The sequence below is a fragment of the Candidatus Dormiibacterota bacterium genome (genome assembly GCA_035532035.1).
Lineage (GTDB): Bacteria > Vulcanimicrobiota > Vulcanimicrobiia > Vulcanimicrobiales > Vulcanimicrobiaceae > Tyrphobacter.
The window spans coordinates 22471-48665 of record DATKRS010000035.1 but is presented as its reverse complement, the minus strand read 5'-3'; the positions used below and the strand labels follow the sequence as shown (position 1 = coordinate 48665).

Sequence of the window (26195 nt, the reverse complement as noted above, 5' to 3'; positions counted from 1 at the left end):
ATCTCAAGATGATAGCGCAAAGGGCCCCTGCTCTTCTAGGGGCCCGTCGGCCTTTGTCGTCTCGAACTGACCGGCGAGCCGCTTGATCTCCCCCGTCCCGGCGTGCACCTCGCGAGCGCCGGAGGCCATCGCAGCGACTGCCTGGGCGTTCTGCTCGCCGAGGTCCTCAGCGCGACGAACGCGCGTCCGGAGTCGGTCGATCGCTGCCTGCTGCGCGGCCGCGGCGTGCGCCACGTCGCCCGTACGCCGCTCGATCTCCGAGACCGACGAGAGGATTTGACTCGATGTGATCGACTGCTCGCGCATCGTTGCTGCGGCCTCGTGCGTCATCGCGCCCATCTGTTCGCTCGCCTTGGCCAGCTCTTCGGAGCCGCGCGCCTGCTGCGTCGTTGCGATGCTGATCTCCGAGATGAGGTCCGCAACGTGCGCGACGCGCTCGCTGATCTGCTCGATCGTCGCGGTGACGTTGCCGGCCGATCGGACGTTGTGCTGCACGAGCTCGTCCGCGCGGCCGGCGCGATCGAGCACGGCTTTGGTCCGGCGCTGAATGTCGACGACGAGCGACGCGATTTGCTGCGTCGAGCCGGCGGACGTTTCCGCTAGCTTGCGTACTTCGTCGGCGACGACGGCGAAACCGCGTCCGTGCTCGCCGGCGCGAGCCGCTTCGATCGCGGCGTTGAGCGCGAGAAGATTCGTTTGGTCGGCGATGTTCTCGATGATGCTGAGGATGTCACCGATCTGATGCGCAGCGCGATCGAGGTTCTGCATCTCGGCGACGACAGCGGAGACGGTTTCGCCGATGCTCGCAATGCCCTGCGTGAGCGCGAGCACGTCGTTGCGCCCGCCGCGTACGCGCTCGTCGGTAGCGCCGGCCTCCGCGCGAACGCTGTCGGTGTTGGCGGCGACGTGCGCAATCGAAGCCGACATCTCTTGCGCGTTCGCAACGGCTTGCTCGACGACGGTCGAGAGGCTGAGGAGATTGCGATCCATCTCGGAGATGGACGCGGTCATCTGTGCGACGGAGCTTGAGATGTCGGTGACGAGGCGCGCGACGCCCTCAGAGTTCTCCGCAACGCTGCCTGCGGCGGTCGCGAGTTCGGTTGAGTAGGCGAACGCTTCGCCGAGCACCGTGTGCTCCTCACCCGCACGCTGCGCCACGTCGGCCGCGAGGCGGCTGCTGCGCTCGCCGGCTTCTTGCAGCATCGTCGCAGCGCGCTGAATCGCCCCGATCGTACGGCTCAGACGATCGGCGAGTGCGTCGATCGAGCTGCCGAGCCGGCCGAGGAGATCGCTCCCGGCCCAGCCCGTTCGCGCCGCAAGGTCGCCGCGTCCCATCGCTGCGAAGATCTCGGTGCAACGCCCGATCGTACGCAGTATCGACGCACGCAGCCACGCGAGCGTAAACGCGACGGTTGCAAGGAGCAGCAGCGGTGCCGCGACGAGCATCACGCCGGCGAAGGCGGAGCCGTTTTCGTACGCCCACAAGCCGATGAGAATGTCTACGAGCACCGCGACGGCGACGATGCCGAAGGCCATCGCGAGGCCGTGCTCTACGCGGCTATGCACGGATTTGTTCAGTTTCTCCACACGTTTTCACACGTTGTCCTCAAGGAGTCTGCCGGAGCCCCGCCAACCCAGGCCCAGACTCTCTCCCGGCTCCTATAGATTGTAGGAGTTCCGGGGCCAAGCCGCAATATATGGTGGGTATGAAGCAAGAGACCGTTTGCGGTCTCGATATCGGAACGACGAAAACCTGTGCAGTCGTTGCCGTCGAGGGCCCTAGCGGTCTCGAGGTCGTCGGGATCGGCGAAGCGCCGTCCCGTGGGATGCGCAAGGGCGTGGTCGTGGACTTGGACGAGACGATCAGGTCCATCGAGGCTGCGACCGAGCAGGCCGAGCGCATGGCCGGCATGCCCGTCCAGGACGTCTACGTCGGCATCACCGGCGATCACATTCGCAGCACGAACAACCGCGCCGTCGTTGCAACCGCAAACGACACGCGCGAGGTCAGCGAGAGCGACGTGCGCCGCGTCGTCGACGCGAGCAAGCTCATCAACGTCACCTCGGATCGCCAGATCATCCATGCTCTGCCCCGGTACTTCACGGTCGACGGGCAGGACGGCGTCGACGATCCGGTCGGCATGGCGGGCGGCCGGCTCGAGGTGGACACGCATATCGTTACCGGCGGTCAGACCTTCATCACGAACGTGCTCAAGTGCGTCCATCGCGCGGGTCTGGAAGCCGCGGGCGTCGTCTTCGAGCCGCTCGCCAGCTCTGCATCGACGCTGCTCCCCGAGGAGCGGCAGGTGGGAGCGGTGTTGCTGGACATCGGCGGGGGCACCACGGACATCGCGGTCTACTCGCTCGGAAGCGCGATATACACCGCGACGATTCCCGTCGGCGGCAACATCCTGACGAGCGATATTGCGCTCGGCTTGAAGACCTCGCACGACCAGGCGGAGGCGATCAAGCGCCGCTTGGGCGCAGGCGTGCGCGACGGCTCGACCGAGGATGCGTTTGCGGTTCAGGCGCTGGACGGTCGCACGACCAAAGAGACCTCGACCGCGGAGCTGCGTGCGATCGTGGTGCCGCGCGTGCTCGAAACGCTGCGCATGGCGCGGCAGAAGATCGTCGAGAACGTGCCACGCGATCTCGTGCTCGGCGAAGTGGTCATCACGGGCGGTGGCTCGCTTTTGCCCGGCATCGACGCGATCGCGGAAGACGTCTTCGGGTTGCCGGTGCGGCTCGGAGTTCCCAAGCACGTCGTCGGGCTGACGGAGACGGTCGCGCAGCCGCAGTACGCGACGGCCATAGGGCTCATTCTCTTCGGCGCCAATGGTAACGGCTCGCTCATCGAGACCTCGCGGCGCAGCGGATCGCCGTGGCAGCGTATTCGCAAGTTTGCATCGGATCTGTGGAACTAAACTTCTCTTCGTCATCGGAGGACAACATGGCAGACGGACGGCGCTACGTACCCGAACACGCGGCCACGATCAGAGTCATCGGCGTAGGCGGAGGCGGTTGCAACGCCGTGAACCGCATGATCGAAGCGGGGCTTACCGGCGTGGAATTCTACGCGGTGAACTCGGACGTTCAGGCATTGCGAAGCTCGCTGACCGAGAACACCGTGCATATCGGCGGCGGGATGACGCGCGGCCTCGGCGCGGGCGCGAACCCGACGCTCGGACGCGAGGCGGCGGAAGAATCGCGCGAAGATCTCTCGATGCTGCTCTCCGACGCTGACTTGGTCTTCATCACCGCGGGAATGGGCGGCGGCACGGGAACCGGCGCGGCGCCGGTGATCGCGGAGCTCGCGCGCGAAGCGGGAGCGCTGACGATCGCCGTGGTGACCAAACCGTTTGCCTTCGAAGGCCGCAAGCGTATGCAGCTGGCGGAGCACGGCATCGGTGAGCTCGAGCAGAAGGTCGACACGCTCATCACCATCCCGAACGAGCGCATCCTGCAGGTGATCGAGAAGAAGACGCCGCTCAACGAGGCGTTTGCGTACGCCGACGACGTGTTGCGCCAAGGCATTGCGGGCATCAGCGATCTCATCACGCAGCCCGGCTTGATCAATCTCGACTTCGCCGACGTGAAGACCATCATGACCGACGCAGGCTCGGCGATGATGGGCATCGGCGAAGGCTCTGGCGAGCACCGCGCGGCCGATGCCGCGCAGAAGGCGATCGCATCGCCGTTGCTAGAGACGACGATCGAAGGCGCGCGCGGCGTGATATTCAACATCACGGGCGGCCCCGATATGGCGATGTACGAAGTGAACGAAGCCGCGGAGATGATCAGCCGCGCGGTCGACCCGGACGCGCAGATCATCTTTGGCGCATCGATCGACAAGAGCATGCAGGGCAAAGTGCGCGTGACGGTGCTGGCGGCCGGATTCGGCGCGGGACGCTCGTATCGCGGCTCCGTCGCGGGCTTCACGTTCGATTCGGGGAAGTTCGAAACCGTCGCTCCGGTCAACATGGACGACATCGAAGTACCTGCGTTCCTGCGCTATCGCGGCTAGAAACGCCGGCAGTGTCATCCTGAGCGCAGCGCTACTGAGCCTGTCGAAATAGCGCGAAGTCGAAGGGACGTTCGTGGCGTACGCAGCGCGGGTGCTACTGGACAGCATCAGCGAGGCGGGGATTCGGCTCACCACGTTGGAGGTGACGTTTCCTCGCTTCGTCCTGGCGGAGTTTAACACGCACCGCCAATTCTCTCGGAACAGCGCGAGCAGCCGCGCCATTCCGACGAGTACAATTATCGGGCGCGTCGAGAAGGACCCGGTGATGCCGCTCGAGTGGGGACGCAACAGGAAGGGCATGTCCGCGAGCGAGCGGCTTGCCGAGGAAGAAGTGGACGAAGCTAAGCGCGCTTGGCTGGAAGCACGAGACGCGGCGGTCGAGGGGGCGCAGAAGCTCCAGCAGCTTCAGGCGCACAAGCAGATCGTCAATCGTCTCTTGGAACCGTTCCTCTGGCACACGGTGATCGTGACGGCGACGGAGTGGGAGAATTTCTTCGAGCTGCGCTGTTCGCCGAGCGCGCAGCCAGAGATCCGCGAGGCCGCCATGCGCATGCGCGATGCGATGGACGGGAGCGCGCCGTCACCGGTTGGATACGGCGAGTGGCATCTGCCGCTCGTGCAGACCGACGAGCGCGATCTGGATCGAGAAATGCTGAAGCGAATCTCCGCCGCTCGATGCGCGCGCGTCTCGTACCTGACACACGCGGGCAGGCGTGAGATCGAGAAAGACCTCGAGCTCTACGAGCGCCTGAGGCACGATCGCCATCTCTCGCCGTTCGAACACGTTGCGACGCCGGCAGCGGACGTCGGATTCCATGCAAATGTTCGCGGCTGGGTGCAAATGCGCCAAGCCATAGAGAGTGCCCAATGACCGGAGTGCTGCGACAAGATTGTGCCGGCGAGAGACCGGCCTCTTGCGCGACTGACCAATTTATGGCATAAGAGATTCCATAGCAGCTGGGCAGAGGGTGGATGCCCGCGACGTAGTGATCCGTGAAGAGGAGAGGTCGAGGTGTGACTCTTTCTCATGAGTTTCGATTTGGCTTGGGCACGCAAAGTGCGCCTTTCCATCCCGATCCGGAGGCGCTCCGCTATATTCCCGCAGGCTTTGCGTTCCGGCACGATGTGCTGCCGTACGGTGTCGACGGCACTGAGTTGTTGGTTGCGGTGCCGGACGGCGAGCCGTCGACCGTGGATCGGATTCGCTTGCTTACCGGGATGCGTGTCCGGGCCATGCCAGTTGCGCGCGAGCTCATTCGTAAGCAGCTCGCTGTTGCGTACGGCGGCGCCAGAAATCGCCGGTTCGAAGGTGACACGTCGTCGTCAGCCGTTCGGGTTCTCGACGAGATACACGAGGGCGCAATCCGGTCGCGCGCTTCGGACGTTCACATCGAGCCGTACGCTCGCGGAGGACGCGTGCGCCAACGCATCGACGGGCGCCTTCAGGAAGTACGCGTGCTCGAGGAGCGGCTTCACGCGCAAATAGTCTCGCGCGTGAAGGTGCTCGCGGAGATCGACGTAGCGGAGCGGAGGCAGCCGCAGGATGGGCGATACTCGCTGAACGTCGACAGCCGAACCATCGACGCACGCGTTTCGGCGATCTCGACGATCGATGGAGAACGCGTCGTGATTCGCCTCTTCGACTGGCATGCTGAGCGTCCACGTCTCGATCTCCTCGGCATGGACATAGGGACGCTAGAGCGCTGCCGCTCTCTTATGGGGGCTCCGCATGGCTTTGTCGTGGTATGCGGTCCGACCGGAAGCGGAAAATCGACGACGTTGTACGCAGCACTGTCCGAGCGGACGTGCGACGCCGAGCACGTGTGCACCATAGAAGATCCGATCGAAATGCACCTTCCCGGCATTGCGCAAATGCAGGTGAACGTCCGAGCGGGCTTGACCTTTGCGCGCGCACTCCGCTCGATACTGAGGCAGGATCCCGACGTCGTCATGGTAGGTGAGATGCGCGACGCAGAGACCGCAGGGATTGCCAGCTCCGCCGCTCTCGCCGGCCAGCTCGTTCTCACGACGCTTCACAGTCGGGATGCGGCGCGTGCGATCGAAAAGCTGATGGACTTGGGCGTAGCGCGTCACACGCTTGGTGCAGCTTTGACCGGCATCATTGCGCAGCGACTCGTGAGGACAAAATGCTCCAGCTGCGTCGACGGAGCCGGCTGTCAGGACTGCTTCGGCATGGGCTTCTCTGGGCGTACGGGGATGTTCGAGTGCGTCGCTATTAGCGAGGAGTTGCGTAGCGCGATCTCGAGCGGCTCGCCGGCACAGCAGCTCCGACATCTCATCGAGCGCGACGCGTGCGGCAGCCTTGCGCGAGACGGCCTGCGTCACGTCATGGCAGGCCGGACGACCGCTGCCGAGGTAGAGCGCGTTCTTGGCGAGCGCATTCCCACGTGACGAGCGCGCTAGCAACGATATTGCTCTCGGACACGCTACATGCAGCGCAGATGCGCGGAGCCTCCGACGTACACTTTGCCCCGGGTCTTCCGCCGGTTCTACGCATCGACGGTCGGCTCGAAGCGTGCGGTGCCTCCGGCGTTTCGCCGGAGGACGTCGAACGCGTTGCTGCCTCGTTGTTCGGCGACGCCGAACGGGAGCGTTTGGCTGAAGTCGGCGACGCCACTACCACGATCGCGGAAGAGGGGACGACGATTCGCGCGCACGCGGCTCGTACGATGGACGGCCTCTCACTGACGCTGCGCTTTCTCGCGCGAGAGGTCCCATCGCCGCGTTCTCTGGAGCTCCCGGAGGTCCTGAGCGACCTCGCGCGTGCGCCACGTGGACTTTTGATGCTCGGGGGGCCTACGGGGAGCGGCAAGTCTACGACGCTTGCGAGCCTCATTGCGATGCTCAACGATACGAGCGCTCGCAAAATTATCACGCTTGAGGATCCTGTGGAGTACCGCATTCCACCGAAGCGCTCGCTGATCGTGCAGCGCCAGATCGGGCGTGACGTGCGTACGTTCGCGGAGGCAATACGTGGAGCACTGCGTAGCGATCCGGACGTAATCGTGATTGGCGAGATGCGGGACGCCGATACCATTTCCGCTGCGATAGCCGCCGCCGAGACGGGACATCTCGTGCTGGCAACCGTTCATACGGGCGACGTCCCCCAGAGCGTTGACCGCCTCATCGATGCGTTTCCATCCGATCGCGCAGAGCATGCGCGCGGTCGAATAGCGAACGTCTTGCTAGCCGTGATCTGTCAGCGGCTCGTCCCCCGAGCCACGGGAAGCGGCCGGCACTTGGCGGCAGAAGTGCTCGTCGCAACGGATGCCGTGCGGCATATGATTCGCGACGGCAAGCATCACCAGCTGCCAAGCGTCATGGCGACGAGCAGGCGCTTTGGGATGCAAACGCTGGAAGCGCATCTCTCCTCGTTGGTGGCAAGGGGCGCGATAACCCCCGCTTGTGCGGAGGCCGCGCGCTAATTGGACGCTGTGTATCATTACACGGCGCGCTCAGATGAGGGTAGCATCGTCACGGGAACGATGCGGGCGCCCTCGCGGTACGATGCCGTTTTGCAGCTGCGGGGGCGGCGACTCTTCGTGACATCCTTGGACGATGAGGCGGACGTACGGGGCAAGGTCAAGGCGCTTTTGACGCTCGCAGCACCGCGGCGGCGTACGCGAGCGGCATTCTTTCGCTCACTCGCCGTTCTTGTTGGCGCAGGTGCGACGTTGCGGCGCGCCCTCGCTGTTTCAATCGATCAATGCGGCGATTCGCGATTCGCGGAAGCTTTGCGCGCTGCAGCCGCAGATGTCGACGAGGGGACTGCGCTTTCAGATGCGATGTCGCGGCGACCGGCCGAGTTCTCTACGACGATCGTAGCAATGGTTCGTGCTGGGGAGGTTGGCGGGGTGCTCGAAGAGGTTCTCGATCGTTGCGCGATCATGCTCGAGCGCGAAGGCGAACTACGTCGCCGCGTGGCGGCGGCGCTGACGTATCCGGGGCTCGTCATGGCTGCGGCTGGCGGCCTGGTCGGCTTCTTGCTCCTTACGACCGTGCCCAGCCTGAGCTCTATCTTTACGGAACTGCATGCCTCCTTGCCGTTATCAACGCGACTGATGATCGCTGTGAGTGAGAGCTTGCGCACGCCGGTGGCACCGTTCGCGGGTGCTGCTATTTGCGCGTGCATCATCGGTGGTACGGTGGCATTTCAGCAAGGAGGAGCGCGCAGTCTTTGGCTGGACGAGAGGATGCTCAAGCTGCCGGTCATCGGAAGGATCCGAAGCAGCGCAGCGACGGCGACGTTTGCGCTGACCGTTGGAACGCTGCTGCAGTGCGGCGTCGCCATCGCGGAGTCCGTTGGCACGGCGGCCGGCGTGGTGGGGAATGGGGCGTACCGGCAAGCGATACTGCGAGTAGAGCGGCTGCTTGCCGAAGGAACCGGCTTTGCCCTCGCGCTGCGAACCGTAGGAACCTTCGAAGCACTCTGCGTCGGGCTGGCTGCTATAGGAGAGGAATCGGGCTCCCTCGACGGCATGTTGCTGCGCGCCGCCGAGCATTACGAAGCCGACGTTTCCGCGACACTCGCGACGATCACATCGATCATCGAGCCCATAATGATTGCGGTTCTTGGAATTGCGGTGGGCACGATCGTCGCCTCGATCATCATCCCGCTATACGCTGCAATAGGGAACATTCGGTGATAGCCTTGTGTCTTTCGCGCGACGATGTAGTCGCGCGCTATCGGTACCTATACGTTCGCGCCGCTCGACGTTTCGCTCGACCCGGTCTCGACAGAGCCGATCTCGAACAAGTAGCCGCGATCGGTCTCATCAAGGCCGCGGATCGGTTCGACCCCGCGTCGCGCACGCCGTTCGAGGCCTATGCGTGGCTTCTGATGATCGGAGAGCTGATGCACTACGTGCGGGACAGCGAGCGGCTCGTCCGCGCGCCGCGACGACTCAGAGATCTCGATCGTCGCTGGCTTCAGGCGGAACACGACGTCTGGATGCAGCAGGGCCGAGAATCGACGCAAGCCGAGATCGTCGAGGCACTCGGCGCCTCCGCTTCGGAGTGCCGCGAGCTCAGGCAGTATCGCGCTGCGAGCCACGTCGTTCCGTTCGATGCGCTGAAGCCTCCCGAGCAGCAGTCGCTGGCATATACGATCGACGCGGAGCTGGACCGGATCGGACTGGAGAGCGTTGTCAGTCGCTTTTCACCTCTCGAGCGTACTATTCTGCGAGAAATTTATGAGTGCGATACTCCGATGACCGCACTCGCGGCAAAGCTCGGATATTCCCGGCGTCATGTGGCGAGATTGCATCGTCGAACCCTTCGAAAGCTAGCGGGATTAATGCGTCCCGCGGTCTCGTGCACGGGGCATTACGATAACAAGGTGATGTCGTCGTGACGAATGACAGCGAGCGTGGTTTCACGCTGATTGAGATGATGATCGTCGTGGCCATCATCGCGATCTTAGTGACGATACTCGTACCGAATCTGATGCGAGCGAGGGCGCAGGCGCAGACGGCCGCCTGCGAGGCGAACCTCAAAGAAATTGCAACGGCATTAGAGCTCTACGAAACAGATCATGATGCCTATCCCCAGAGCGGCAATGTGGACGCAAGCAACAGTGATCTTCAGCCGTACGTGCAGCAGGTCCCGGTGGATCCGGCAGCAGGCCCGGGTAAGCCGTATACGTTTACGGTAAGTACGGATGGTAACGGACAGCCTTCGTATACGATTACATGTCCGGGAATTCACGATCCCGGGACTCTTCAGGGCTTCAATCAAGGCAACACGACTGCGACTCACATCCAGTACGGTTCGCAGACTGGGTTTTCCGCCGTGAGCAGTCAATAAGCCGTGGATATCGTCGGCGCGTTCCTTGCGTCGCTTTCGCGGCAGGCCGGGGCGACGCCGGCCTTGGCGTTCGCGGCCGGGGTCGCGGGCTCGGTGGGGCCCTGCTTTGCAGCTCGCGCCGCATCGCTTACCGGTCTCACCAGCGGAGCGCGCGGCGTTCGGCGGTTGGTGCTCGTGGCGACGTTCGTCGTTGGTATCGTAGCGTCGTACGTGCTGATCGCGTCCTCTGCAACGCTGTGGTTTCGAATTGCGATGCAATCGTCTTGGATATATGGCGCGCTCGCATTCGGCCTGCTGATCTACGGAGCGCGCGGGCTTGCGCGATCGAATACGCACGAGTGCTGCGGTGCCACAATGTCTGCACCGGCGGTACGTTCGATCGGGTGCGCGTTCTTGAGTGGAGCTTCCTTCGCTTTCGTGGCGTCACCGTGCTGCACGCCTGTTCTCGTGGCCATCGCGGGTGTTGCTGCGAAAGCATCGAGTCCTTTCTTCGCCGCGGCAGTTGCCGCCGCATTTGCAATCGGTCATGGGATGCCCCTCACCCTGTTGACGTGCAGAGACTCGCGCATTTGTGGACTGCTGCATGGTGAGCAGTGGCGACGGGCAGCATCGGTCGTCGGAGGGGGCGTGATGGTCGCGCTTGCGGGATACTATGCTCTGCTCGCGTGACGGTGCCCATGGGCGAGCGGAGCCCGCACGCAATGCGCTGGCGAGCCTCACCGCAATCGCTATGACGACCGTGTTGCTGCACGCGCAGCTCGCTTCAGCAATGGTCACCCGAGGCGACGATATGCTGTATCAATCGAAGGTCGAAGCGGCAATGAAGTTTTACGCACGTGCATTGTTCCTCGATCCAGGCAGTGCGACAGCGATGGACCGATATGCATTTGTAGCTCTAATGATGCACAGAAGGTCGCTCCTGCGGCTCGCGGTTCGCAAGCTGACCGCGTTCTTGCGAGGACCTCGGATGAGCGAAACATTGCTCCTAGACAGGGCGCTTTGCGAGCGCGCCCTCGGGCAGTACGCTGCAGCGGAGCAAGACTTCGTTACAGCCGGAATGCTCGGGCGAGATGCGCGCGCGCTCGTCTTTGCCGGCTACGCAGCGTTGCGCCTCGGATCGCGAGAACGGGCGCGGCTCTGGTGGCACCTGGCATTGGAGGCTCGGCGCCGGTACGTGCCGGCGCTGCGAGCGTTGGCCCGGTGATGAACGGCGCGCATGCAGGGATCGCCAGCGCGGTCATTGGCGGTACGTGCGTCGTGATTTCTCGCTGCGCGGCCGAGCGTTATGGATGCCGCGCCGAACCACGGTTCCGCTCGCACATTCTGATGGGATCGGTCGTGGCAATCGATGTCGTGGGGTCTAGCTTATCACGCGTGACAGCAGGTGAGGTTGCTGCGCTTTCGGTGGCGGGAATTTGCGCCGTGACGGATTTGGAATGTGGCTACATCTTCGATTATGTCGTTGCATTCGGATGTGCGCTGACGATGGCATGTTGCCTCGTGGAAGGAAACGCCCTGAATGCTGCGCTGGGGGTTCTCTCAGGAGCGACTCTCCCGGCATTACTCAGCGTTGGCAGTCGAGGACGCGGGCTCGCGCTGGGTGACGTAAAGCTCGCTGCACTGCTCGGAATGTCTGAAAGCGTGAGCGGGGCGTTGTCCATGGTCGCAGTTGCGTTTATTATGGGTGGGATCGTCGCGGCCGCCCTCGTGCTTGCGCGCCGAAAGCGATTCTCGGACGTGCTTCCATTTGCTCCATTTCTCTCGATCGGTGCCTGGTTTGGCGCGCTCGTGGTGGGACGATGATACACGTCCTTCCGCTCGGAATTGATATCGGGGCGACACGAATCCGCGTTGCCGTTGCGGAACGGCGTAGGGACGGAACGATACGGATTCTTGGGATCGCGTCGCGCGAGCGCGCAGACTGTAACGAAGCCGAACGCGATGCCGCGGCGGTCGCCGTTCTCGAAGATCTCAGCCGCGAGCTCGGGCTGCGGCGACAGAGGGAGTGCGTGTCAGCGCTAGGATCGCCTCAAGCGACGCTTCGTAACGTGCGATTTCCTAAGATGAGTTGGCTGGAGCGGAGGAACGCTGCGCGCTTCGAGGCTCTGGGAGAGTACGGTGGGACGTCGCGAAAGCCGATACGGGTGCGTTTGCACTCGATCGATCGAACGTCGGGCGTGTTTGCCGTCGGAATGGTAGACGAGATGCTGTTGCGGCATCATGTCGATATCCTGCGCAGAGCACGCCTACGCGTAGCAGGCGTAGATCACGATGCCTGCGCGTTGCAGCGCGTACTGGGCGACGTCGATGCCGTGGTTGATATCGGCTATGAGACGCTGCGACTTCACGTGTTCTTGGAAGGAGCGCCGCTGTCGTGGACGGCGGGCGTGGGAGGGGTGGACGTAACGCGATGCATCGCGAGCGACCTTCTTATCGACACGGCAAGTGCGGAGCGGCGCAAACGTATACTGGGCGTTGCCGGCGCCGGCGAGAGTGCCCGAGAGTCCTGCGTGGAGGCGATTTGCGCACTGATCGAAGAGGCGCGAGCTGGCGGAGTACGCGTTAGTGAGATTGGATTTATCGGTAATGGCGCCCGTCTCCCTGGCGTGGTGGAATCGGTGGCTGAACGGACCGATGTCCGCGTCAGGACGCCGGTTTCGCTTCTCATGAGAACGGCAAGACTGTCGGACGAAGCGGTGGAATGTGGCTCGCCTGACTGGACGCTCGCCGCAGCCTTGACTACGTGGCGTGCAGCGTGACTTTCGACTACCTGCGAGATGAGGCACCGGAAGCGGTCGAACGCGTTCTCGCCCTTGGGCTTCATCCGGAAGCGAAGGCTCTGGCGAGCGTCGTCGTGATTGCGGCAATCGTGCTTTTGAGTGCCTGGGCGATCGGTGAGTTCCACGTTCGGAAAGAGCGTTCGACCCTGGCGCAGGCCAGAGCCTATCTCGAACGCAGCACGTTCGAAGCGAACAAGGTTCTCGCTCGCGCACGTCGCGTTCGATCGTGGCTTTCGCTCGATCGGCGTATACGCGCGATCAGGACATCCGGATCCGCGACGGCACGGAACATCACCTCCGCGGCTAATACGCTTCCTTTGGATGCATGGCTCACCAGTATCCGCTATGATTTGGCGGGATATTCCGTGACGGGCAGGGCTGTAGGCCTCCGCGGAGTGGAGCGCGCCTTGCACGCTTACCGCGCGATACGCTTGACCTCCGTACGAAGCTCCGGCTCGAACTCGGCGCGCGTCGTCGACTTTGAGGCGCACGTCTCGGAATGATAAATGCTTACGTGAAAAGCCGGGCTATGCGAGGGACCTGGGCGGTCGCCGTTACCTGCATAATTCTCGCGTACGCTGCGATCGTCTCGCGCGAGCATCGGCAGCTTGCCGCCGTGCGAGCGGCGGAGCGGTCCGTCTACGATGCGGCAAACCGAAACGAGCGCATTATCTCGCAAGAAGCAGCGCTCATCTCGGAGCGCAACTACGTGCGTGCTGATATCGCGCGTATGGTACACGATACGACGCGGCCGGCAGATGCGTTGCTCGGCGAGCTCGACGTGGAAAGTGGTGAGTTGGGCGTGCGCGTGATCAGCGTGAATCCATTGGCCGACGTCTCGCAACGTTCCGGAGCACGGCGCTCGACTCTTCACTCTGACGGCTTCACGATTGAGGTCGACGGCACGTTTGAATCGCTGTTGTCATTGCTCCACGAGATGACGTCCGGCGCACCTCTGATCGGAGTGGATTCGATCGCAATGACCACGGCCGACGGAGAGCAGAAGGGGTCGCCCACGCTCCACGCGACGTTGAGTGCGCGCACGTATGAACTCGATGCCCATTGGTCACAGGAGTTTCGATGAGGCTTCCGGCTTTGTATGACGGCCAGCGAGCCGTAATCTTTCGTTGGGGAATGCTGCTGGCGGCGGCCGCGTGTGCGTTGGCGCCTTTATCCGGAGCATCTTCCGCAACCCCTCGCAACGGCGTGGCGGGCGCACGTATCCGGATCGGAAGGCTCGCTCCGCTCGGTGTTCCGAGCCCGATTGCCCTGAAGCGCGATCCGTTTATTCCACGCGCCGCGGAGCTGCCGTCCGGAACGGTCGTTGAGGCCGTGCTTCTCGGGGAATCGCCGCACGCGCTCATTTCCGTCGGGGCGCAAACGGCGATCGTCGGTGTCGGCGATGCCGTCGCGGGTATTCGCATTCAGTCGATAGACGCACGCGGCGTCCGTCTGGCCGACGGTACGCGACTATGGCTGCGAGGAGCTGCACCATGAGCCGCCATATTGCAGGCGCGCTGTTCGCGTTCTGGTTCGTCGCCGCCGTACCGAATCCGGCGGTATCGTTGGACGTTCGCGATGCGTCTATGACCGACGTCATCGCTTTGCTGGCTCAAGAATCCGGCGTCAATTTGGTCGCGGATCAATCGGTTGGGTCATCGCGGGTGACGTTACGCTTGATGCACGTTCCCTTCATGACGGCGCTGGACATTCTGGCCGGGGCACACGGGCTTAGCATCGAGCAGCGTGGAACGGTCCTCGTCATCGGAGCGCGCGAAGCATTGAACCGAGACGGGCAGGATACGGGCGCGAACGATCCTCACACGATCATCATGCAGCTCGAGCATGCGCAAGCGCAAGACGTCGGCAAGGTGCTCGTAGCGTCGCTTCCGGTGGGAACGCTCGTGGTACCCGACTCGCGCACGAACGCCCTCGTCTTGAGTGGCGATCCTCCGGTGTTGGAACGCGCGCGTATGCTGGTGTCCGCTCTCGACTCCCCGCTTGCGGCGCCGGCCCGCGTTCAAAGCGTTGCCTATCGATTGCGCTACTCGCGTGCCGGGGACGTCGCGCGCGAGTTGAAGGCCGCTTTGACGGATGGTGCGTTCGTTGCCGACGACCAAGGAAACGCGGTTCTCGTGACGGGCGACGACGGCGTCCAACAGGCGGCGCGTCAGGCGATCGGGGCTTTGGACGTCGCAGGGCCCGAGGTCCTCTTCGAGGTGCGCGTGGCGGACGTCACGCCGGCGAACGATTCGAGCAACATCGGCCTAGAGTTTGGCGGAGTAGACGCGCACGGGCAGCCCATCGTCGGCGGTTCCACGTACGCCTTCGCCGGCGGTAGCATTGCGGTAAACGTGCGACTAAACGCCCTGCTCTCTCGCGGGCACGCGCAAATACTGGCCACGCCGCGCTTGGTGACGCTCAATGGGAAGGAGGCCGACCTCCTCATCGGCGAGACGTACCCGGTCGTGTACAATACCTCGGTGCTCGGCGGCGCGAACGTTCAATTCGTCGATATCGGTGTAAAACTTCGCCTGACGCCGATCGTCGGCCCTGATGGAAGCGTTACCGCGGAACTTCACCCAGAATATAGCGAGCTGCAAGGTTTTACTTCGTCGGGATACCCGATTATCGCAAGTCGAAAGATCGATTCCACGCTGAGGGTACGAAGCGGGCAGACAATCGTTCTCGGCGGGCTGCTTCGCGACGTATCTAACGAAACGATCGAGCGGGTACCGTGGCTCTCCGATATTCCGATTTTGGGAAAACTCTTTGAAAATAGGCAGGCATCGCACGAGCGAGACGAGATCGTTTTCCTGATCACCCCGCACGTAATCGACCCGGCAGCACCTCCCGAGCGCTAGGAGCTGCGTTTCCCGAGGGACTGCCTTTCGCTCGGATGAAGCTTCGAGCATGCGGATATTGGCGGTCTGCCTTGCTCTGCTCACCGGGGGCGCCGGCATCGTACTCGCCGCGGGGCAGCAGACTGCGTCGGAGCTGGCGCAGATCACCGCGCGTGGGCGAGCTCTGTACCAATACGATGTGGCCGCGACGCTCGCCATGGATGCCGTACGAGCGCGCTATGGGACGGCGATGCCGCAGGCACCAGCGGGCTCGCGCGTCCTCTCCATCTGCCGGCCGGAGTTCAGCGGATGGTCCGTCGACGTCGGCGCATTGTCCGGCGATACGGCGTCGTTTGTGGTGTTCTATCGCGCGGTGCAGGCAGGGCCAGGCGCTCGAGCGTTCGACGTGACGAAGGTCGACGCACCGGCTACCGGAGCGTTCGACGTTCAGGCAGCGCGCGCCATCACACGTGCGATCGGCGATTTTCAGGCCGTGCGGTCATCGCCGTACAAGTATGCTGCGCTCCAACGCGCGGACGGTCAATGGTACGTCTACATATATCCGGGCCCGACGGCGGCGCACGCGTATCCGCTGGGCGGCGATGCCCGGTATCTCGTCTCCGCTGACGGGAGACAGATCGTCGCGCGCCACCGCATGCACAACGGGATCATCGACGAGGAATCGGCGAGCCTGCCGAACGGCGCGCACATGGCCGCCGGCTTTCATACCGTCGTCGTGGACGACGTGCCGCAGGACACCGATGTCTTCCACGTCTTGCTTCGCGAGCCGCGCGTTCCGGACTACGTCTCCGCGCAGGGCCACATGTACAAGATCGACACCAACGGCTCGATTGAGGACCTGGGGACTCCAACGCCAACGCCTCGCCCGTGAAGACGGACGTCGTCGTCATCGGGGCGGGCGCTGCGGGGCTCGCGGCGGCGCGCGAACTCGGAGCATGTGGGAAGCGTACGCTGCTCCTGGAGGCGCGAGAGCGTGCCGGTGGGCGGATGTACGGCGTGCGCGATCCGCGCTCGCCGGTACCGCTCGAGCTGGGCGCCGAGTTCGTCCACGGGGCGCCGTCGCAGACCTTGCGTCTGCTGCGCGAGATGGGGACGACGCGCTGCGACGTGCCTGAGTCGCGCGCGGAGGTGCGTAACAGTGAGATCGTCACAAATGTTAACATCGAGGCACAACTCGAGGCGCTGCTCGAATGCGTGCCTCGGCTCGACGGCGACATGAGTGTGGAGGCGTTCTTGCAAGACTTCGGTACGCGCCCTGAGTTCGTGGAGGCATCGCGGCGGATGCGCTTGATGGTCGAAGGCTTCGACGCTTCGGATCCCGCCGTCGCGAGCGTCCAGGCAATCGCGCAAGAGTGGGCCGGCGACGCGGGAGCCGGCAGTGCCGAATCGCGTCCCGTCGGCGGCTACGGCCCTGTCGTGGAGCACCTCGTGCGCTCGCTCGACGCGGGCTTCGTGGAGTCGCTCTTCGGCGCGGTCGTGGAGAGCATCGCGTGGAAGCGTGGCGCCGTGCGCGTATGCGCAACGCACGAGGAGGAAAAGATCGAGGTCGAGGCGCGCGCCGCCGTGGTGACGCTGCCGCTGGGCGTCCTCCAACTGCAGGGCGAGAGCGCCGTGCGCTTGGATCCGGAGCTTCCTGCCGTACGGCGCTGTGCGATCGATGCGCTTGCGATGGGGCCCGTCCTCAAGGCGGTGATGGTGTGCAGCGAACCTGTCTGGGAAAGCGTGCACGACGACGCGCTTTGCGACGTTGCGTTCATGCACGGAGAGGATGCGCCGTTCCCGGCCTTGTGGACGTCGCTGCCGATGCGCTCGTCGACGCTCGTCGCATGGGCTGGCGGACCGCACGCCGCGGCGCTCGGCAGTGCGTCGAACGAGGAGCTGTACGCCTGCGTTCTCGAATCGGTGCGGCGCATTCTCGGTCAAAGCGCGCGCGATGCCGTGCAGACGATCTACGTCCACGACTGGCAACGCGACCGGTTCGCGCGCGGCGGCTACAGCTACGTGAAGGTCGGCGGCATGGGCGCGCGGGAGCAACTCGCCGCTCCGCTGGACGAGACGCTGTTCTTCGCGGGCGAGGCGACGGCGCTACGCGGTGAGGCCGGGACTGTCGGCGGCGCGCTCGAGAGCGGCGTGCGCGCCGCACGCGAAGTCTGCGCCGCGCTAAAGGAAGCACGATGAAGCTCGACTTTCGCGTACCCTCGGTCGAGCTGGTTCCTGAATACCGTGCGTTCGTTGCGTCGTTCTTGCCGACCGACGTGGACATGTGGTCGCGCACGCACGCGCTCGCGCGCAGCGATCCGGCGGCGTACGTCGAGCAGGCGCAGCGTTTCGCACGCGGCGAGATGGAGCCGCTCGTGAAATCCGACACGTATTGGGTCTTTAACGGAAACGAGATGGCGGCAGAGTTGTGGATCCGCCACCACCTGCGCGGCATGCTCCTGCGCCACGGCGGGCACGTCGGCTATGCGGTTCAGCCGGCGTTTCGCGGCAAGGGCGTCGCGACGGCAATGTTACGCTTTGCGCTGGAGCGTTTGCGGACCCTTGGCGAGGTGGAGGCGCTGGTCACCTGCGACGACGACAATCCGGCGTCCGCGCGCGTCATCGAGAAGTGCGGCGGCGTGCGGATCCACGACAGCGAGAGGGACGGCCGGCCGCACCGGCGCTATCTGATCCCGCTGTCAGCGCCTTAGTCGGGGACGTTCGTCGACGCCCTGAGCGGCTGGACGAGCCCGCGCAGGAAGTCGAGCTCGATGCGCATGCGCGCGTTCTCGGCAGCCCGCTCGATATTCGAGACGTGATCGTACGCGATCCTCGCGCGCCCAACGAACTCTTCGAGGATCCGCTGCTCGTTCGGGTCGATATCGGAGGCGTTCACGTGCGCGCCGAAGAGCACGAAGCCGATCATCTGCTCGCGGATGCGTATCGGGACGGCGAACGCCGGCGCGGCGGCTCCTTGAGGGAAATCGTCGCGGCCTGCGAGGAACGGGCCGCCCGCGATGCCGCGCTTCTGCGCTTGTAGATCGAGCACGAGCGGGTCGTCGGCGGGGATCGCGTCGCGCCCGACCCCGCTCCATCCGATGGCCGCAGCTTGTGCGAACGCGCCGGCACCGTCGCGCCGAAAGACCGCGGCGGAGCCCAGGCGCAGCGCCCGCGTGCTCTCTTCGACGAGCAGCTTGTCGAGCGACGCGAGCGATTCCGCGTACATCATCGCCTCGCCGACGCGCTCCAAGTGCCGCTCGGCTTCATGCACGGATCGGAAGACGAACCGGTCGACGAGCGAATCGACGAACCCATGCAGATGCTGGATGCCGACACCGAGCGCGAGCGCGCCCGCGACCTCGATGACGAGACCGAACGATTCCAATCGCCGTGCGACCGCCCAGTCGAGCAAAACGAGCAGCCCGACGCCGATCGACGTGAGAATACCGTAGACAAGCGCGCGATTGAGGAAGAAGCGAATGTCGATGACGCGATGTTTGAGGATCGCATATGTCACCGTGATGGGAATGAGGACATCGAAGATCTGCAGCGTGTTGGTGAGCCAGATCGGGGACGTGCCGGTGTAGCCGAAGAATGCGTTGAAGCTCGCAAACGCTCCGTATCCGACGAGAAAGCCGAAGATGACCCAAACGATTCGCGGGCGCTCTTGCGGCGTAGCTTGGACGAGCGTGGCGATGAATGCTCCCGCACCGACGCAGTACCCGAGGAGCACGAAGGCGTCCGCGACGGAGGAAACGGCGAGGGCGTGGGGGAGCAAGAAGACTAGCCCGAGCCCCCAGTAGAGGTTTGAGAGGACCAACAGAGGCGCGGCAAAGAGCACGGCGCGCTCGACGGTGCGCTTCCAGCCCGTCACGACGTTCGACGGAAAGCGCAATGCGAAGATGATGAACGCAGCGAGCCCGGCGACGCCGAATGCCGAGCTCCACGCGTACTCGAGAACCTGAAGCCACGTGGGTGAGTAGGACTGGCTTAAGGTCGATCCGTTCGAAACGTCGAGAGCGTAGATGAAAAATGCCCATGTGAGCGCTGCGGGACGCAACAGCAAGAGCGCGCCCGCGAGAATCGGGAAGGAGATCAGCGTGAGCAGCTGGATCACGTCGGTGACGTTGTCTGCGAGCGTTCGCAAGTGCCGCACTGAAACGAGCGTCACGGCCTGCAAGCCGATACCACGAACGAACTGAAACGTCGCTCGTCTCGCAGGGCGCTCCGTGTTGTACGACGTGTAGACGGAGCGCCGGTCGTCGAGCGGCATGGCGGCGAGGTCGATTTTGTCACCGACGCGGATGCCGGCGCGAGCCGCGGGGCCACCTGGGTCGACGGACGCGATCGTCGCCTCCGTACGGCTCGTAACCGCCTCCGTCATGCCGAAGTTGCCCCACGGGTGCCACGGCAAGATAAGGTCCGGAGCGGTGTAGACAAGGGAAATCGCAGCTAATGCCACGACGACGACCGCGCGGAACTGCGCCTTCACAGCGGGGCCTTTCGACGCGCGGCCGAGCGCCTCTTAGCCCCGGGGACGGCATGGACTCGGCGGTTCGGCGAGGAAGGGTACGGGGAAACCGCAAGCGGTTTGGAGGTTCCTTGTGAGGGGTCGGTCTTTTGCGTGGCTCACCTTCGCGCTCGTCTTTACATTCGCCGGCCGCGCGGCGCCGGGGGCGCCCGCGGTCGCGCACGCATCGCACGTCTGCGGCCCCTCCGTCGCATCGCACGCGCTCGAGCAACCCCCGGACGTCGAGATGTGGAAGGCGCCGCTCGATGCGTCGGGCGAACGCGAACTGATTCTCGCCGTCCATCGCGACGGCGATCGATTCTGCTACCGCTACGCTTGGGACGGCGTCGTGCGAACCGTAGCCCCGACGATTCGCGTTCGGCGCGGCGAGCATTTCGCGCTCCGTATCGCCAATGACATCTCCGGGCCAAGCCGAGGCGAGAGCGTCGCATCGACGGCCATGCTGCCATGCATGCCGATGCACATGCCTTCGGCGGTGTTGACGCGCTACGTCGGGTACCTCAATCACACCGTATACGATCGCTATATGCACGTCGCGCCGGTCGACACGAACATCCACTTACACGGCTTCGAAGGGCCGGCGGACCAAGAGAATATCTTCCTCTCGACGCTCAGCACGCCGATGCATGCGTGCGAGTATCGGATCACCGTTCCGCGTACGCAGCCTCCGGGAGTGTATCTGTACCATCCGCACATCCATGGCGCTTCCTACAACGAAGTCGCAGGCGGACTCGACGGCGTGTGGATCGTCGAGCCCGACAAGCCGCAGATCGCGCGCTCGGCCGAGCACGTCATCATACTGCGCTACCGGCTGCCCGCCCGGCTCGACAATCCGTTCGCGCCGAACGAAGACGCCTTTGGGACGGCGGGAGCGAGCTACGAAGGAGCACGGCCGGCGGCACCGCCGGTCTCGTACGACCCGTTTAAGCCGCCGCCGTGGCCCGTTACCTTTCCGATGCGGGCCGGCGGCGTCTCGCTGGATCCAACCGGCTGCAACGGCCTCGCTTCGGAAGCGATCGTCAGCGTGAACGGATCCGAGACGCCCGCACGCCTGGGCGTTCCTGCCTCGCGGACGCAGCTGCTGCGCATCCTGAACGGAACCTCGGACTCGCCCAAGCTGCTACGGATCCGCGACGGTGCCGGCCGCGAAGTTCCGTTTCGCGTCGTCGGGCTCGACGGCGTGCCGGTCGCTGGCAATATGGAGCACCCGTTAGCCGGATACATTCCGATGAACTCGCTGATGCTCTCCCCGATGTCGCGCGCGGACGTTCTCGTAACTGTGGGGGCCGGTTCGACCCTGACGCTGTCGAGCGAGCACTTTTGCGAAGGCAAGGACATGTTCTTCCAGATGCACCACGATCTGCTCACGATCGCCGGCATCGCCACGACCTCGCACGCAGTGAACGTGGCATCGGCGCCAGTTGCAATCGCCGATACGCCCGCCGCACGGCTGGTTGCCTTCGTGCGCACGCATCCGTCGCTCGTTCATCGGCGCGCGATCACGTTTACGGAATACGCGTTCCCGCGTAGGGGAGCGATACCGCTTCACGCCGCGTACTACATTACCGACACGACCAATCCGCACTTTCACGAGCATCCCTTCTGGCCGGTCTACAGCTCGGGAGCAATGGTCCCGTCAAACCCGGATATCGTGGTGCGGCAAGGCGCGATCGAAGAGTGGTACCTGATCAACGCGACGATGGAGTCGCACGCCTTTCACATTCACCAGATGGCGTTCGTGCAGGAGCAGAGCTCGATGGGCATGCCCGTCACGATTGATACGGTCTTCGTTCCGGTCGGAAGCCTCCAGCCGAACCCGCAGAACCGAAACTATCCGCTCGTCAACCCGAGCATTACGCGAGTGATTCTCGACTTTCGCCACGTTCCCAAAGGCGAGTTCGTCTTTCACTGCCACATGCTCTTTCACGAAGACCGCGGGATGATGGGCATCATCCGCGTCGAGTAGAACTTCGCGCGCGCCTGCTAAGAGCGCTCGCGATCGTGCGGGCGATCGCCCTAGCTACCCTAGCTACAGCCCGACGTTGCGCCGCACGAGTCGCACTTCTCGCAGCTGCCGTTACGAACCATGGTGAGCTGGCCGCACTCGGGGCAGGCGTTACCGGTGTAACCTTTTGCGCGGGCAGCGGTAACCTGCTGCGTGCGCGTCGCAGTGGCGACGCCGGTCGCGGCAGAGAGCAGCGAAGCGTGGGGCGGGGTGGGCTCATGCTCGCCGTCGTGCTCGTGCGTACCGCCGACGTGGAGATGCTCGCTCACCGGATGCAGGCTCTCCGCAACGCCTGCGGGACGCATGCTGACCTCGCCCACTTCCTCGGCAACGTACTCTTCGTCCGTGCCTGGACCCATCGCGTCCATCTCCATCGATGGTTGCACGTGAGCGAGATCGTAGCGACCCAGATATGTAACCGCGAGCTCGCGGAAGATGTAGTCCAGGATCGAGGTCGCCATCTTGATGTGGTCGTGTCCGACGACGGGGCCGTTCGGCTCGAAACGCGTGAACGTGAAGGCGTCGACGAACTCCTCGAGCGGGACGCCGTGCTGTAAACCGAGCGAGATCGCGATCGCGAAGTTGTTCATCAACGAGCGAAAGGCCGCGCCTTCCTTGTGCATGTCGATGAAGATCTCGCCGAGCTGGCCGCCTTCGTACTCGCCGGTCCGGAGATAGACCTTGTGCCCCCCGACGATCGCTTTCTGCGTGTAACCGCTACGGCGTTCCGGTAAGCGCCGGCGGCGGGCGATGTACCGATAGACGATTCGCTCGGCGACCTGCAACGGCTGCGCGTACGGCTGCTGCGCGAGCGACGAGTTGTCGTCGACGTCGCTCTCACCGCCGAGGTCGTAGCTCGCCGCAAGGGGTTGCGAAAGCTTCGAGCCGTCGCGATAGAGGGCGACCGCCTTAACCATGCGCTCCCACGAGTAGCGGTAGGCTTCCTTGACGTCGTCGATCGTGGAGGTCTGCGGAAGGTTGATGGTCTTGGAGATCGAGCCGCTGATCGACGGCTGGGCGGCAGCGAGCATGTCGACATGTGCCAGTGGCCGGATGAAACGCGTGCCGTACTTTCCACACGGCGTGGCGCAGTCGAAGACGGGCAGGTGCTCGTCCTTCAGGTACGGCGCTCCTTCTAAGGTCATGCGGCCGCAGATGTGTGCCGAGGCCTCTTCGATTTGCTGGGTCGTGAAGCCGAGACCGTCGCGTAGCAGCGAGAAACTCCAATCGGAGATTTGCTCCTCGGTGAGGCCGAGCTTGGTCTTGCAGAACTCGTCGCCGAGCACGAAGCGATTGAACGCAAATGGCAGTTCGAACGCGGTCGGTAGCGCGGCTTCGACGCGTGAAAGAATCTCTTCGTCGAAGCCTTTGGCGCGCAGCGTCGCACGATTGACATGCGGCGCACCTTCGAGCGTGCCGGTGCCTTTGGCGTACGTTTCGATGGCGGCGATCTGCTCCTCGCCGTATCCGAGGCGGCGCAGCGCACATTCGACGGACTCGTTGACGATCTTGAAGTAGCCGCCGCCGGCGAGCTTCTTGAACTTGACGAGCGCGAAGTCGGGCTCGATACCGGTCGTATCGCACCCCATAACCAAGGCGATGGTTCCAGTCGGGGCGATGACGGTTGTTTGTGCGTTGCGGAATCCAGCGACCTCGCCGATGGCAAGCGCATCGTCCCACATGGAGCGCGCGAGCTCCCAGGTCTTCTGCGTGAAGAGCGTCGGCGTCTGCGTCGCGGGGGGGATCGTGAGCCCTTCGTATTCGTCCGCCTTCGCCTGGTGCGCGAAGCGGCGATGATTGCGCATGATACGCAACATGTCGCCGGCGTTGTTCGCGTACCGTGGAAATGCGCCTAGCTGCTGCGCCATCTCCGCGGAGCAGCGGTACGCGGCTCCCGTCATCAGCGACGTTATCGCAGCGCACCAATCGAGCGCATAGAGCGAATCGTAGGGGAGGCCCATGCGCATGAGCAAGGTGCCGAGGTTTGCGTACCCGAGACCGAGGGTGCGGAAATCGTAGGACTTTTGCGCGATGACGCGACTGGGGAACTGCGCCATGAGCACGCTGATCTCAAGCGTGAAAGTCCAGATGCGGCAGGCTTCCGCGAATCGTGCAGCGTCGAACTCGCCGCGCTCGTTCTCGAACTTCACGAGGTTGAGACTTGAAAGATTGCAAGCCGTATCGTCGAGGAACAGATATTCGGAGCACGGATTGCTCGCGTTGATGCGGCCGTCGCTGGGACACGTATGCCATTCGTTGATGGTGGTATCGAACTGGAGGCCGGGATCGGCGCATTGCCACGCGGCGGTCCCGATCTGTTCCCACAAGTCCGATGCCGGGACGGAGCGAGCCACGCCACCGTCCGTACGCCGAATCATGTCCCACGAGCCCCCGCCGTCGAGCGCTTTGAAGAACTCGTTCGGGATGCGGACCGAGTTGTTGGAGTTCTGCCCGGAAACGGTACCGTACGCCTCGCCGTCCCAGTTGACGTCGTATGTGTCGAGCTCGAGCGCCGTGTACCCTTGTTTGGCAAAGTCGAGCGCGTACTGGACGTTTGCCGATGGTATCCCGGCGCCGAGCGCTACGCGTAGCGCGGACTTCAAGCCTGCATTGAGCGACGGGTCGAGGCGCGCGCTCTCCGGCAGCGTCTGATCGTGCGCGGCGCGCATGATCGCGTTGAGATGCTTCTCGATCGTGATCGATCCCGCAACGAGCGCGGAGACCTTTTGCTCCTCGCGGACCTTCCAGTTGATGAAGTGCTCGATGTCGGGGTGATCGAGATCGAGGACGACCATCTTCGCGGCACGACGCGTGGTGCCGCCGGACTTGATCGCTCCTGCCGCCCGATCGCCGACGCGCAGAAATGACATCAACCCTGACGAGGTTCCGCCGCCGGAGAGTCTCTCGCCGGCACTGCGCAGCTTGGAGAAATTCGAACCAGTACCCGAGCCAAATTTGAAGATACGCGCTTCGCGCACCCAGAGATCCATGATGCCGCCTTCGTTGACGAGGTCGTCGTCGACGCTCTGAATGAAGCAGTTGTGCACGACGACGTTATTCGTCAGGAAGGTGTGGCTCGCGGTTTCGATGTCGTAGACGGGCATCGGCTGGGGGAGTTGATCGATTGCGACGATTTCAACGGCGTGAATCTCGAGCACCGCGGTGGCGAGCGGCGATCCTCCCCCAGCGCGCGAGAGTTGCGGTAAAGGCGCTGGATCGATGCCGCTGCGGGCGAAGAGCACGTCGCCGGCCTGCAGGTCGCCGAGGTGACGCCAGCGAGCGGTATTGCCTTGCTGCGAATAGACGCGGTGATCGGGCGTAGCTTCGATGTACGTGCCGCCGGCCAGATGCACGCGCAACACGGGCTTGATTCCCGTGCGCTTCGCTGCGACGACGCGCGTAGTGCCGCGTGCGTCATAGACTTCGAGGCCGATGAGTCTGCGCTCGACGATGTGACCGATCGGAACCGGACCGTCAGGCGTGGAGACCGGTGCCCAGTACGGAAGGCAGGCGTGCGGTGCGGGATGCTCGTAGGCGCTCGTGGAGCGCACGAGCTCCTGACTCGCGGGGTCGACGAAAAAATGTCCTTGCGCCGGCCCCGAGATCCCGTACGCCCAATGCAACCCGGTGTTGAACCATTGCGGTGAGTTGGGCGCGCCGATCTGACGTGCTAGCATGGCGCACATCTCCTCGTAGTACGCTCGAGCGTCGTCTTCCGAATCGAAATACGCGTGCTTCCACCCCCAGTACGCCCAGCAACCAGCGAGTCGATTGAAAACCTCGCGCGAGTCGAGCTCGCCGCCGAACTGCTCGCTGCGCGGCAACTTGGCCAACGCCTCGTCATCGGCGACCGACCGCTGCAGCCATTCGGGGACGTTTTCTTCCTCGAGGCGCTTGAGCGCTCGCGGCACCCCGGCCTTGCGGCAATACTTTTGCGCGAGCACGTCGACCGCAACCTGACTCCACTCCGTCGGAACCATTACACGCTCGGCTTCGAAGATGACCGAACCGTCGGGATTCACGATTCGCGAGGTTCGCGGCTCGAAGGTCAGGCCGAAATAGGGGTCGTTCGGGGCAGAATAGGTGCGGCGAAACTTCATGCGCAGTAGCTCCTGGGGCATCTATTGTGGCATATTTTCGCTAGGACCACAAGATATTGTGGTGGACCGGTGGAATCCTTGTGAAC

The 26195-nt window shown here is 63.8% G+C and carries 23 protein-coding genes; 20 read left to right on the top strand and 3 right to left on the bottom strand.

Annotated elements, in window-relative coordinates:
• Nucleotides 1-3 precede the first annotated feature (3 nt).
• A complete protein-coding gene (locus VMV82_11090) occupies nucleotides 4-1566 on the bottom strand; it encodes a methyl-accepting chemotaxis protein (GenBank protein HUY42090.1) in 1563 nt (520 codons plus the stop codon).
• Between the two features lie 140 nt (nucleotides 1567-1706).
• On the opposite strand from VMV82_11090, the gene ftsA reads away from it, so the two are divergent.
• The 19 genes from ftsA (at nucleotide 1707) to VMV82_10995 (ending at nucleotide 18184) form a co-directional block, all read left to right on the top strand.
• A complete protein-coding gene (gene ftsA / locus VMV82_11085; protein HUY42089.1) occupies nucleotides 1707-2924 on the top strand; it encodes a cell division protein FtsA in 1218 nt (405 codons plus the stop codon).
• 26 nt (nucleotides 2925-2950) lie between these two features.
• The gene (gene ftsZ / locus VMV82_11080; protein ID HUY42088.1) at nucleotides 2951-4024 is read left to right on the top strand and encodes a cell division protein FtsZ; all 1074 of its coding nucleotides are present in this window, start codon (nucleotides 2951-2953) and stop codon (nucleotides 4022-4024) included.
• 73 nt (nucleotides 4025-4097) lie between these two features.
• On the top strand, nucleotides 4098-4895 hold the full coding sequence (locus VMV82_11075) for an FAD-dependent thymidylate synthase (protein HUY42087.1): 798 nt from the start codon (nucleotides 4098-4100) through the stop codon (nucleotides 4893-4895).
• Between the two features lie 143 nt (nucleotides 4896-5038).
• The gene (locus tag VMV82_11070) at nucleotides 5039-6436 is read left to right on the top strand and encodes a GspE/PulE family protein (protein ID HUY42086.1); all 1398 of its coding nucleotides are present in this window, start codon (nucleotides 5039-5041) and stop codon (nucleotides 6434-6436) included.
• Complete coding sequence (locus tag VMV82_11065) at nucleotides 6433-7470, top strand: PilT/PilU family type 4a pilus ATPase (GenBank protein HUY42085.1); 1038 nt, start codon at nucleotides 6433-6435, stop codon at nucleotides 7468-7470. The genes VMV82_11070 and VMV82_11065 overlap by 4 nt, the downstream gene beginning before the upstream one ends.
• Nucleotides 7471-7479: 9 nt before the next feature.
• Complete coding sequence (locus tag VMV82_11060) at nucleotides 7480-8691, top strand: type II secretion system F family protein (GenBank protein ID HUY42084.1); 1212 nt, start codon at nucleotides 7480-7482, stop codon at nucleotides 8689-8691.
• Between the two features lie 5 nt (nucleotides 8692-8696).
• Nucleotides 8697-9398 carry a sigma-70 family RNA polymerase sigma factor gene (locus VMV82_11055; GenBank protein ID HUY42083.1) on the top strand — a complete coding sequence of 234 codons (702 nt, stop codon included), beginning with the start codon at nucleotides 8697-8699 and terminating at the stop codon, nucleotides 9396-9398.
• Nucleotides 9395-9850 (top strand): prepilin-type N-terminal cleavage/methylation domain-containing protein, encoded by a 456-nt coding sequence (locus VMV82_11050; protein ID HUY42082.1) that lies wholly within the window; start codon nucleotides 9395-9397, stop codon nucleotides 9848-9850. The genes VMV82_11055 and VMV82_11050 overlap by 4 nt, the downstream gene beginning before the upstream one ends.
• 3 nt (nucleotides 9851-9853) lie before the next feature.
• Complete coding sequence (locus VMV82_11045; protein ID HUY42081.1) at nucleotides 9854-10519, top strand: cytochrome c biogenesis protein CcdA; 666 nt, start codon at nucleotides 9854-9856, stop codon at nucleotides 10517-10519.
• 298 nt (nucleotides 10520-10817) lie between these two features.
• A complete protein-coding gene (locus VMV82_11040) occupies nucleotides 10818-11054 on the top strand; it encodes a hypothetical protein (protein HUY42080.1) in 237 nt (78 codons plus the stop codon).
• Nucleotides 11055-11224: 170 nt separating this feature from the next.
• On the top strand, nucleotides 11225-11653 hold the full coding sequence (locus VMV82_11035; GenBank protein ID HUY42079.1) for a prepilin peptidase: 429 nt from the start codon (nucleotides 11225-11227) through the stop codon (nucleotides 11651-11653).
• A gap of 341 nt (nucleotides 11654-11994) precedes the next feature.
• Complete coding sequence (locus tag VMV82_11030) at nucleotides 11995-12609, top strand: hypothetical protein (protein HUY42078.1); 615 nt, start codon at nucleotides 11995-11997, stop codon at nucleotides 12607-12609.
• On the top strand, nucleotides 12606-13133 hold the full coding sequence (locus VMV82_11025) for a hypothetical protein (protein ID HUY42077.1): 528 nt from the start codon (nucleotides 12606-12608) through the stop codon (nucleotides 13131-13133). The genes VMV82_11030 and VMV82_11025 overlap by 4 nt, the downstream gene beginning before the upstream one ends.
• A gap of 26 nt (nucleotides 13134-13159) precedes the next feature.
• Nucleotides 13160-13714 carry a GspMb/PilO family protein gene (locus VMV82_11020; GenBank protein HUY42076.1) on the top strand — a complete coding sequence of 185 codons (555 nt, stop codon included), beginning with the start codon at nucleotides 13160-13162 and terminating at the stop codon, nucleotides 13712-13714.
• A gap of 122 nt (nucleotides 13715-13836) precedes the next feature.
• Nucleotides 13837-14127: a hypothetical protein gene (locus VMV82_11015; protein ID HUY42075.1), complete on the top strand. Its 291-nt coding sequence runs from the start codon at nucleotides 13837-13839 to the stop codon at nucleotides 14125-14127.
• Nucleotides 14124-15494 carry a secretin N-terminal domain-containing protein gene (locus tag VMV82_11010; GenBank protein ID HUY42074.1) on the top strand — a complete coding sequence of 457 codons (1371 nt, stop codon included), beginning with the start codon at nucleotides 14124-14126 and terminating at the stop codon, nucleotides 15492-15494. The genes VMV82_11015 and VMV82_11010 overlap by 4 nt, the downstream gene beginning before the upstream one ends.
• Nucleotides 15495-15543: 49 nt before the next feature.
• Nucleotides 15544-16365, top strand: a complete 822-nt coding sequence (locus VMV82_11005) for a hypothetical protein (protein HUY42073.1) — start codon at nucleotides 15544-15546, stop codon at nucleotides 16363-16365.
• Nucleotides 16362-17672: an NAD(P)/FAD-dependent oxidoreductase gene (locus tag VMV82_11000; protein HUY42072.1), complete on the top strand. Its 1311-nt coding sequence runs from the start codon at nucleotides 16362-16364 to the stop codon at nucleotides 17670-17672. The genes VMV82_11005 and VMV82_11000 overlap by 4 nt, the downstream gene beginning before the upstream one ends.
• The gene (locus VMV82_10995; GenBank protein ID HUY42071.1) at nucleotides 17669-18184 is read left to right on the top strand and encodes a GNAT family N-acetyltransferase; all 516 of its coding nucleotides are present in this window, start codon (nucleotides 17669-17671) and stop codon (nucleotides 18182-18184) included. Before VMV82_11000 ends, VMV82_10995 begins: the two co-directional genes overlap by 4 nt.
• Here the strand turns inward: VMV82_10995 and VMV82_10990 are convergent.
• A complete protein-coding gene (locus VMV82_10990) occupies nucleotides 18181-19965 on the bottom strand; it encodes a GAF domain-containing protein (protein ID HUY42070.1) in 1785 nt (594 codons plus the stop codon). The genes VMV82_10995 and VMV82_10990 overlap by 4 nt on opposite strands.
• A 112-nt stretch (nucleotides 19966-20077) precedes the next feature.
• On the opposite strand from VMV82_10990, the gene VMV82_10985 reads away from it, so the two are divergent.
• On the top strand, nucleotides 20078-21970 hold the full coding sequence (locus VMV82_10985; protein ID HUY42069.1) for a multicopper oxidase family protein: 1893 nt from the start codon (nucleotides 20078-20080) through the stop codon (nucleotides 21968-21970).
• A 59-nt stretch (nucleotides 21971-22029) separates the two neighbouring features.
• On the opposite strand, the gene VMV82_10980 is transcribed toward VMV82_10985, so the two are convergent.
• The gene (locus tag VMV82_10980; GenBank protein HUY42068.1) at nucleotides 22030-26109 is read right to left on the bottom strand and encodes an adenosylcobalamin-dependent ribonucleoside-diphosphate reductase; all 4080 of its coding nucleotides are present in this window, start codon (nucleotides 26107-26109) and stop codon (nucleotides 22030-22032) included.
• Nucleotides 26110-26195 lie beyond the last annotated feature (86 nt).

Excerpts from the sequence above, each read along its gene's own strand:
- ftsA (HUY42089.1), top strand. The coding sequence starts at position 1,707 with ATGAAGCAAGAGACCGTTTGCGGTCTCGATATCGGAACGACGAAAACC.
- ftsZ (HUY42088.1), top strand. The coding sequence starts at position 2,951 with ATGGCAGACGGACGGCGCTACGTACCCGAACACGCGGCCACGATCAGA.
- VMV82_11040 (HUY42080.1), top strand. The coding sequence starts at position 10,818 with ATGAGCGAAACATTGCTCCTAGACAGGGCGCTTTGCGAGCGCGCCCTC.
- VMV82_11020 (HUY42076.1), top strand. The coding sequence starts at position 13,160 with ATGCGAGGGACCTGGGCGGTCGCCGTTACCTGCATAATTCTCGCGTAC.
- VMV82_11010 (HUY42074.1), top strand. The coding sequence starts at position 14,124 with ATGAGCCGCCATATTGCAGGCGCGCTGTTCGCGTTCTGGTTCGTCGCC.
- VMV82_11005 (HUY42073.1), top strand. The coding sequence starts at position 15,544 with ATGCGGATATTGGCGGTCTGCCTTGCTCTGCTCACCGGGGGCGCCGGC.
- VMV82_10995 (HUY42071.1), top strand. The coding sequence starts at position 17,669 with ATGAAGCTCGACTTTCGCGTACCCTCGGTCGAGCTGGTTCCTGAATAC.
- VMV82_10980 (HUY42068.1), bottom strand. The coding sequence starts at position 26,109 with ATGAAGTTTCGCCGCACCTATTCTGCCCCGAACGACCCCTATTTCGGC.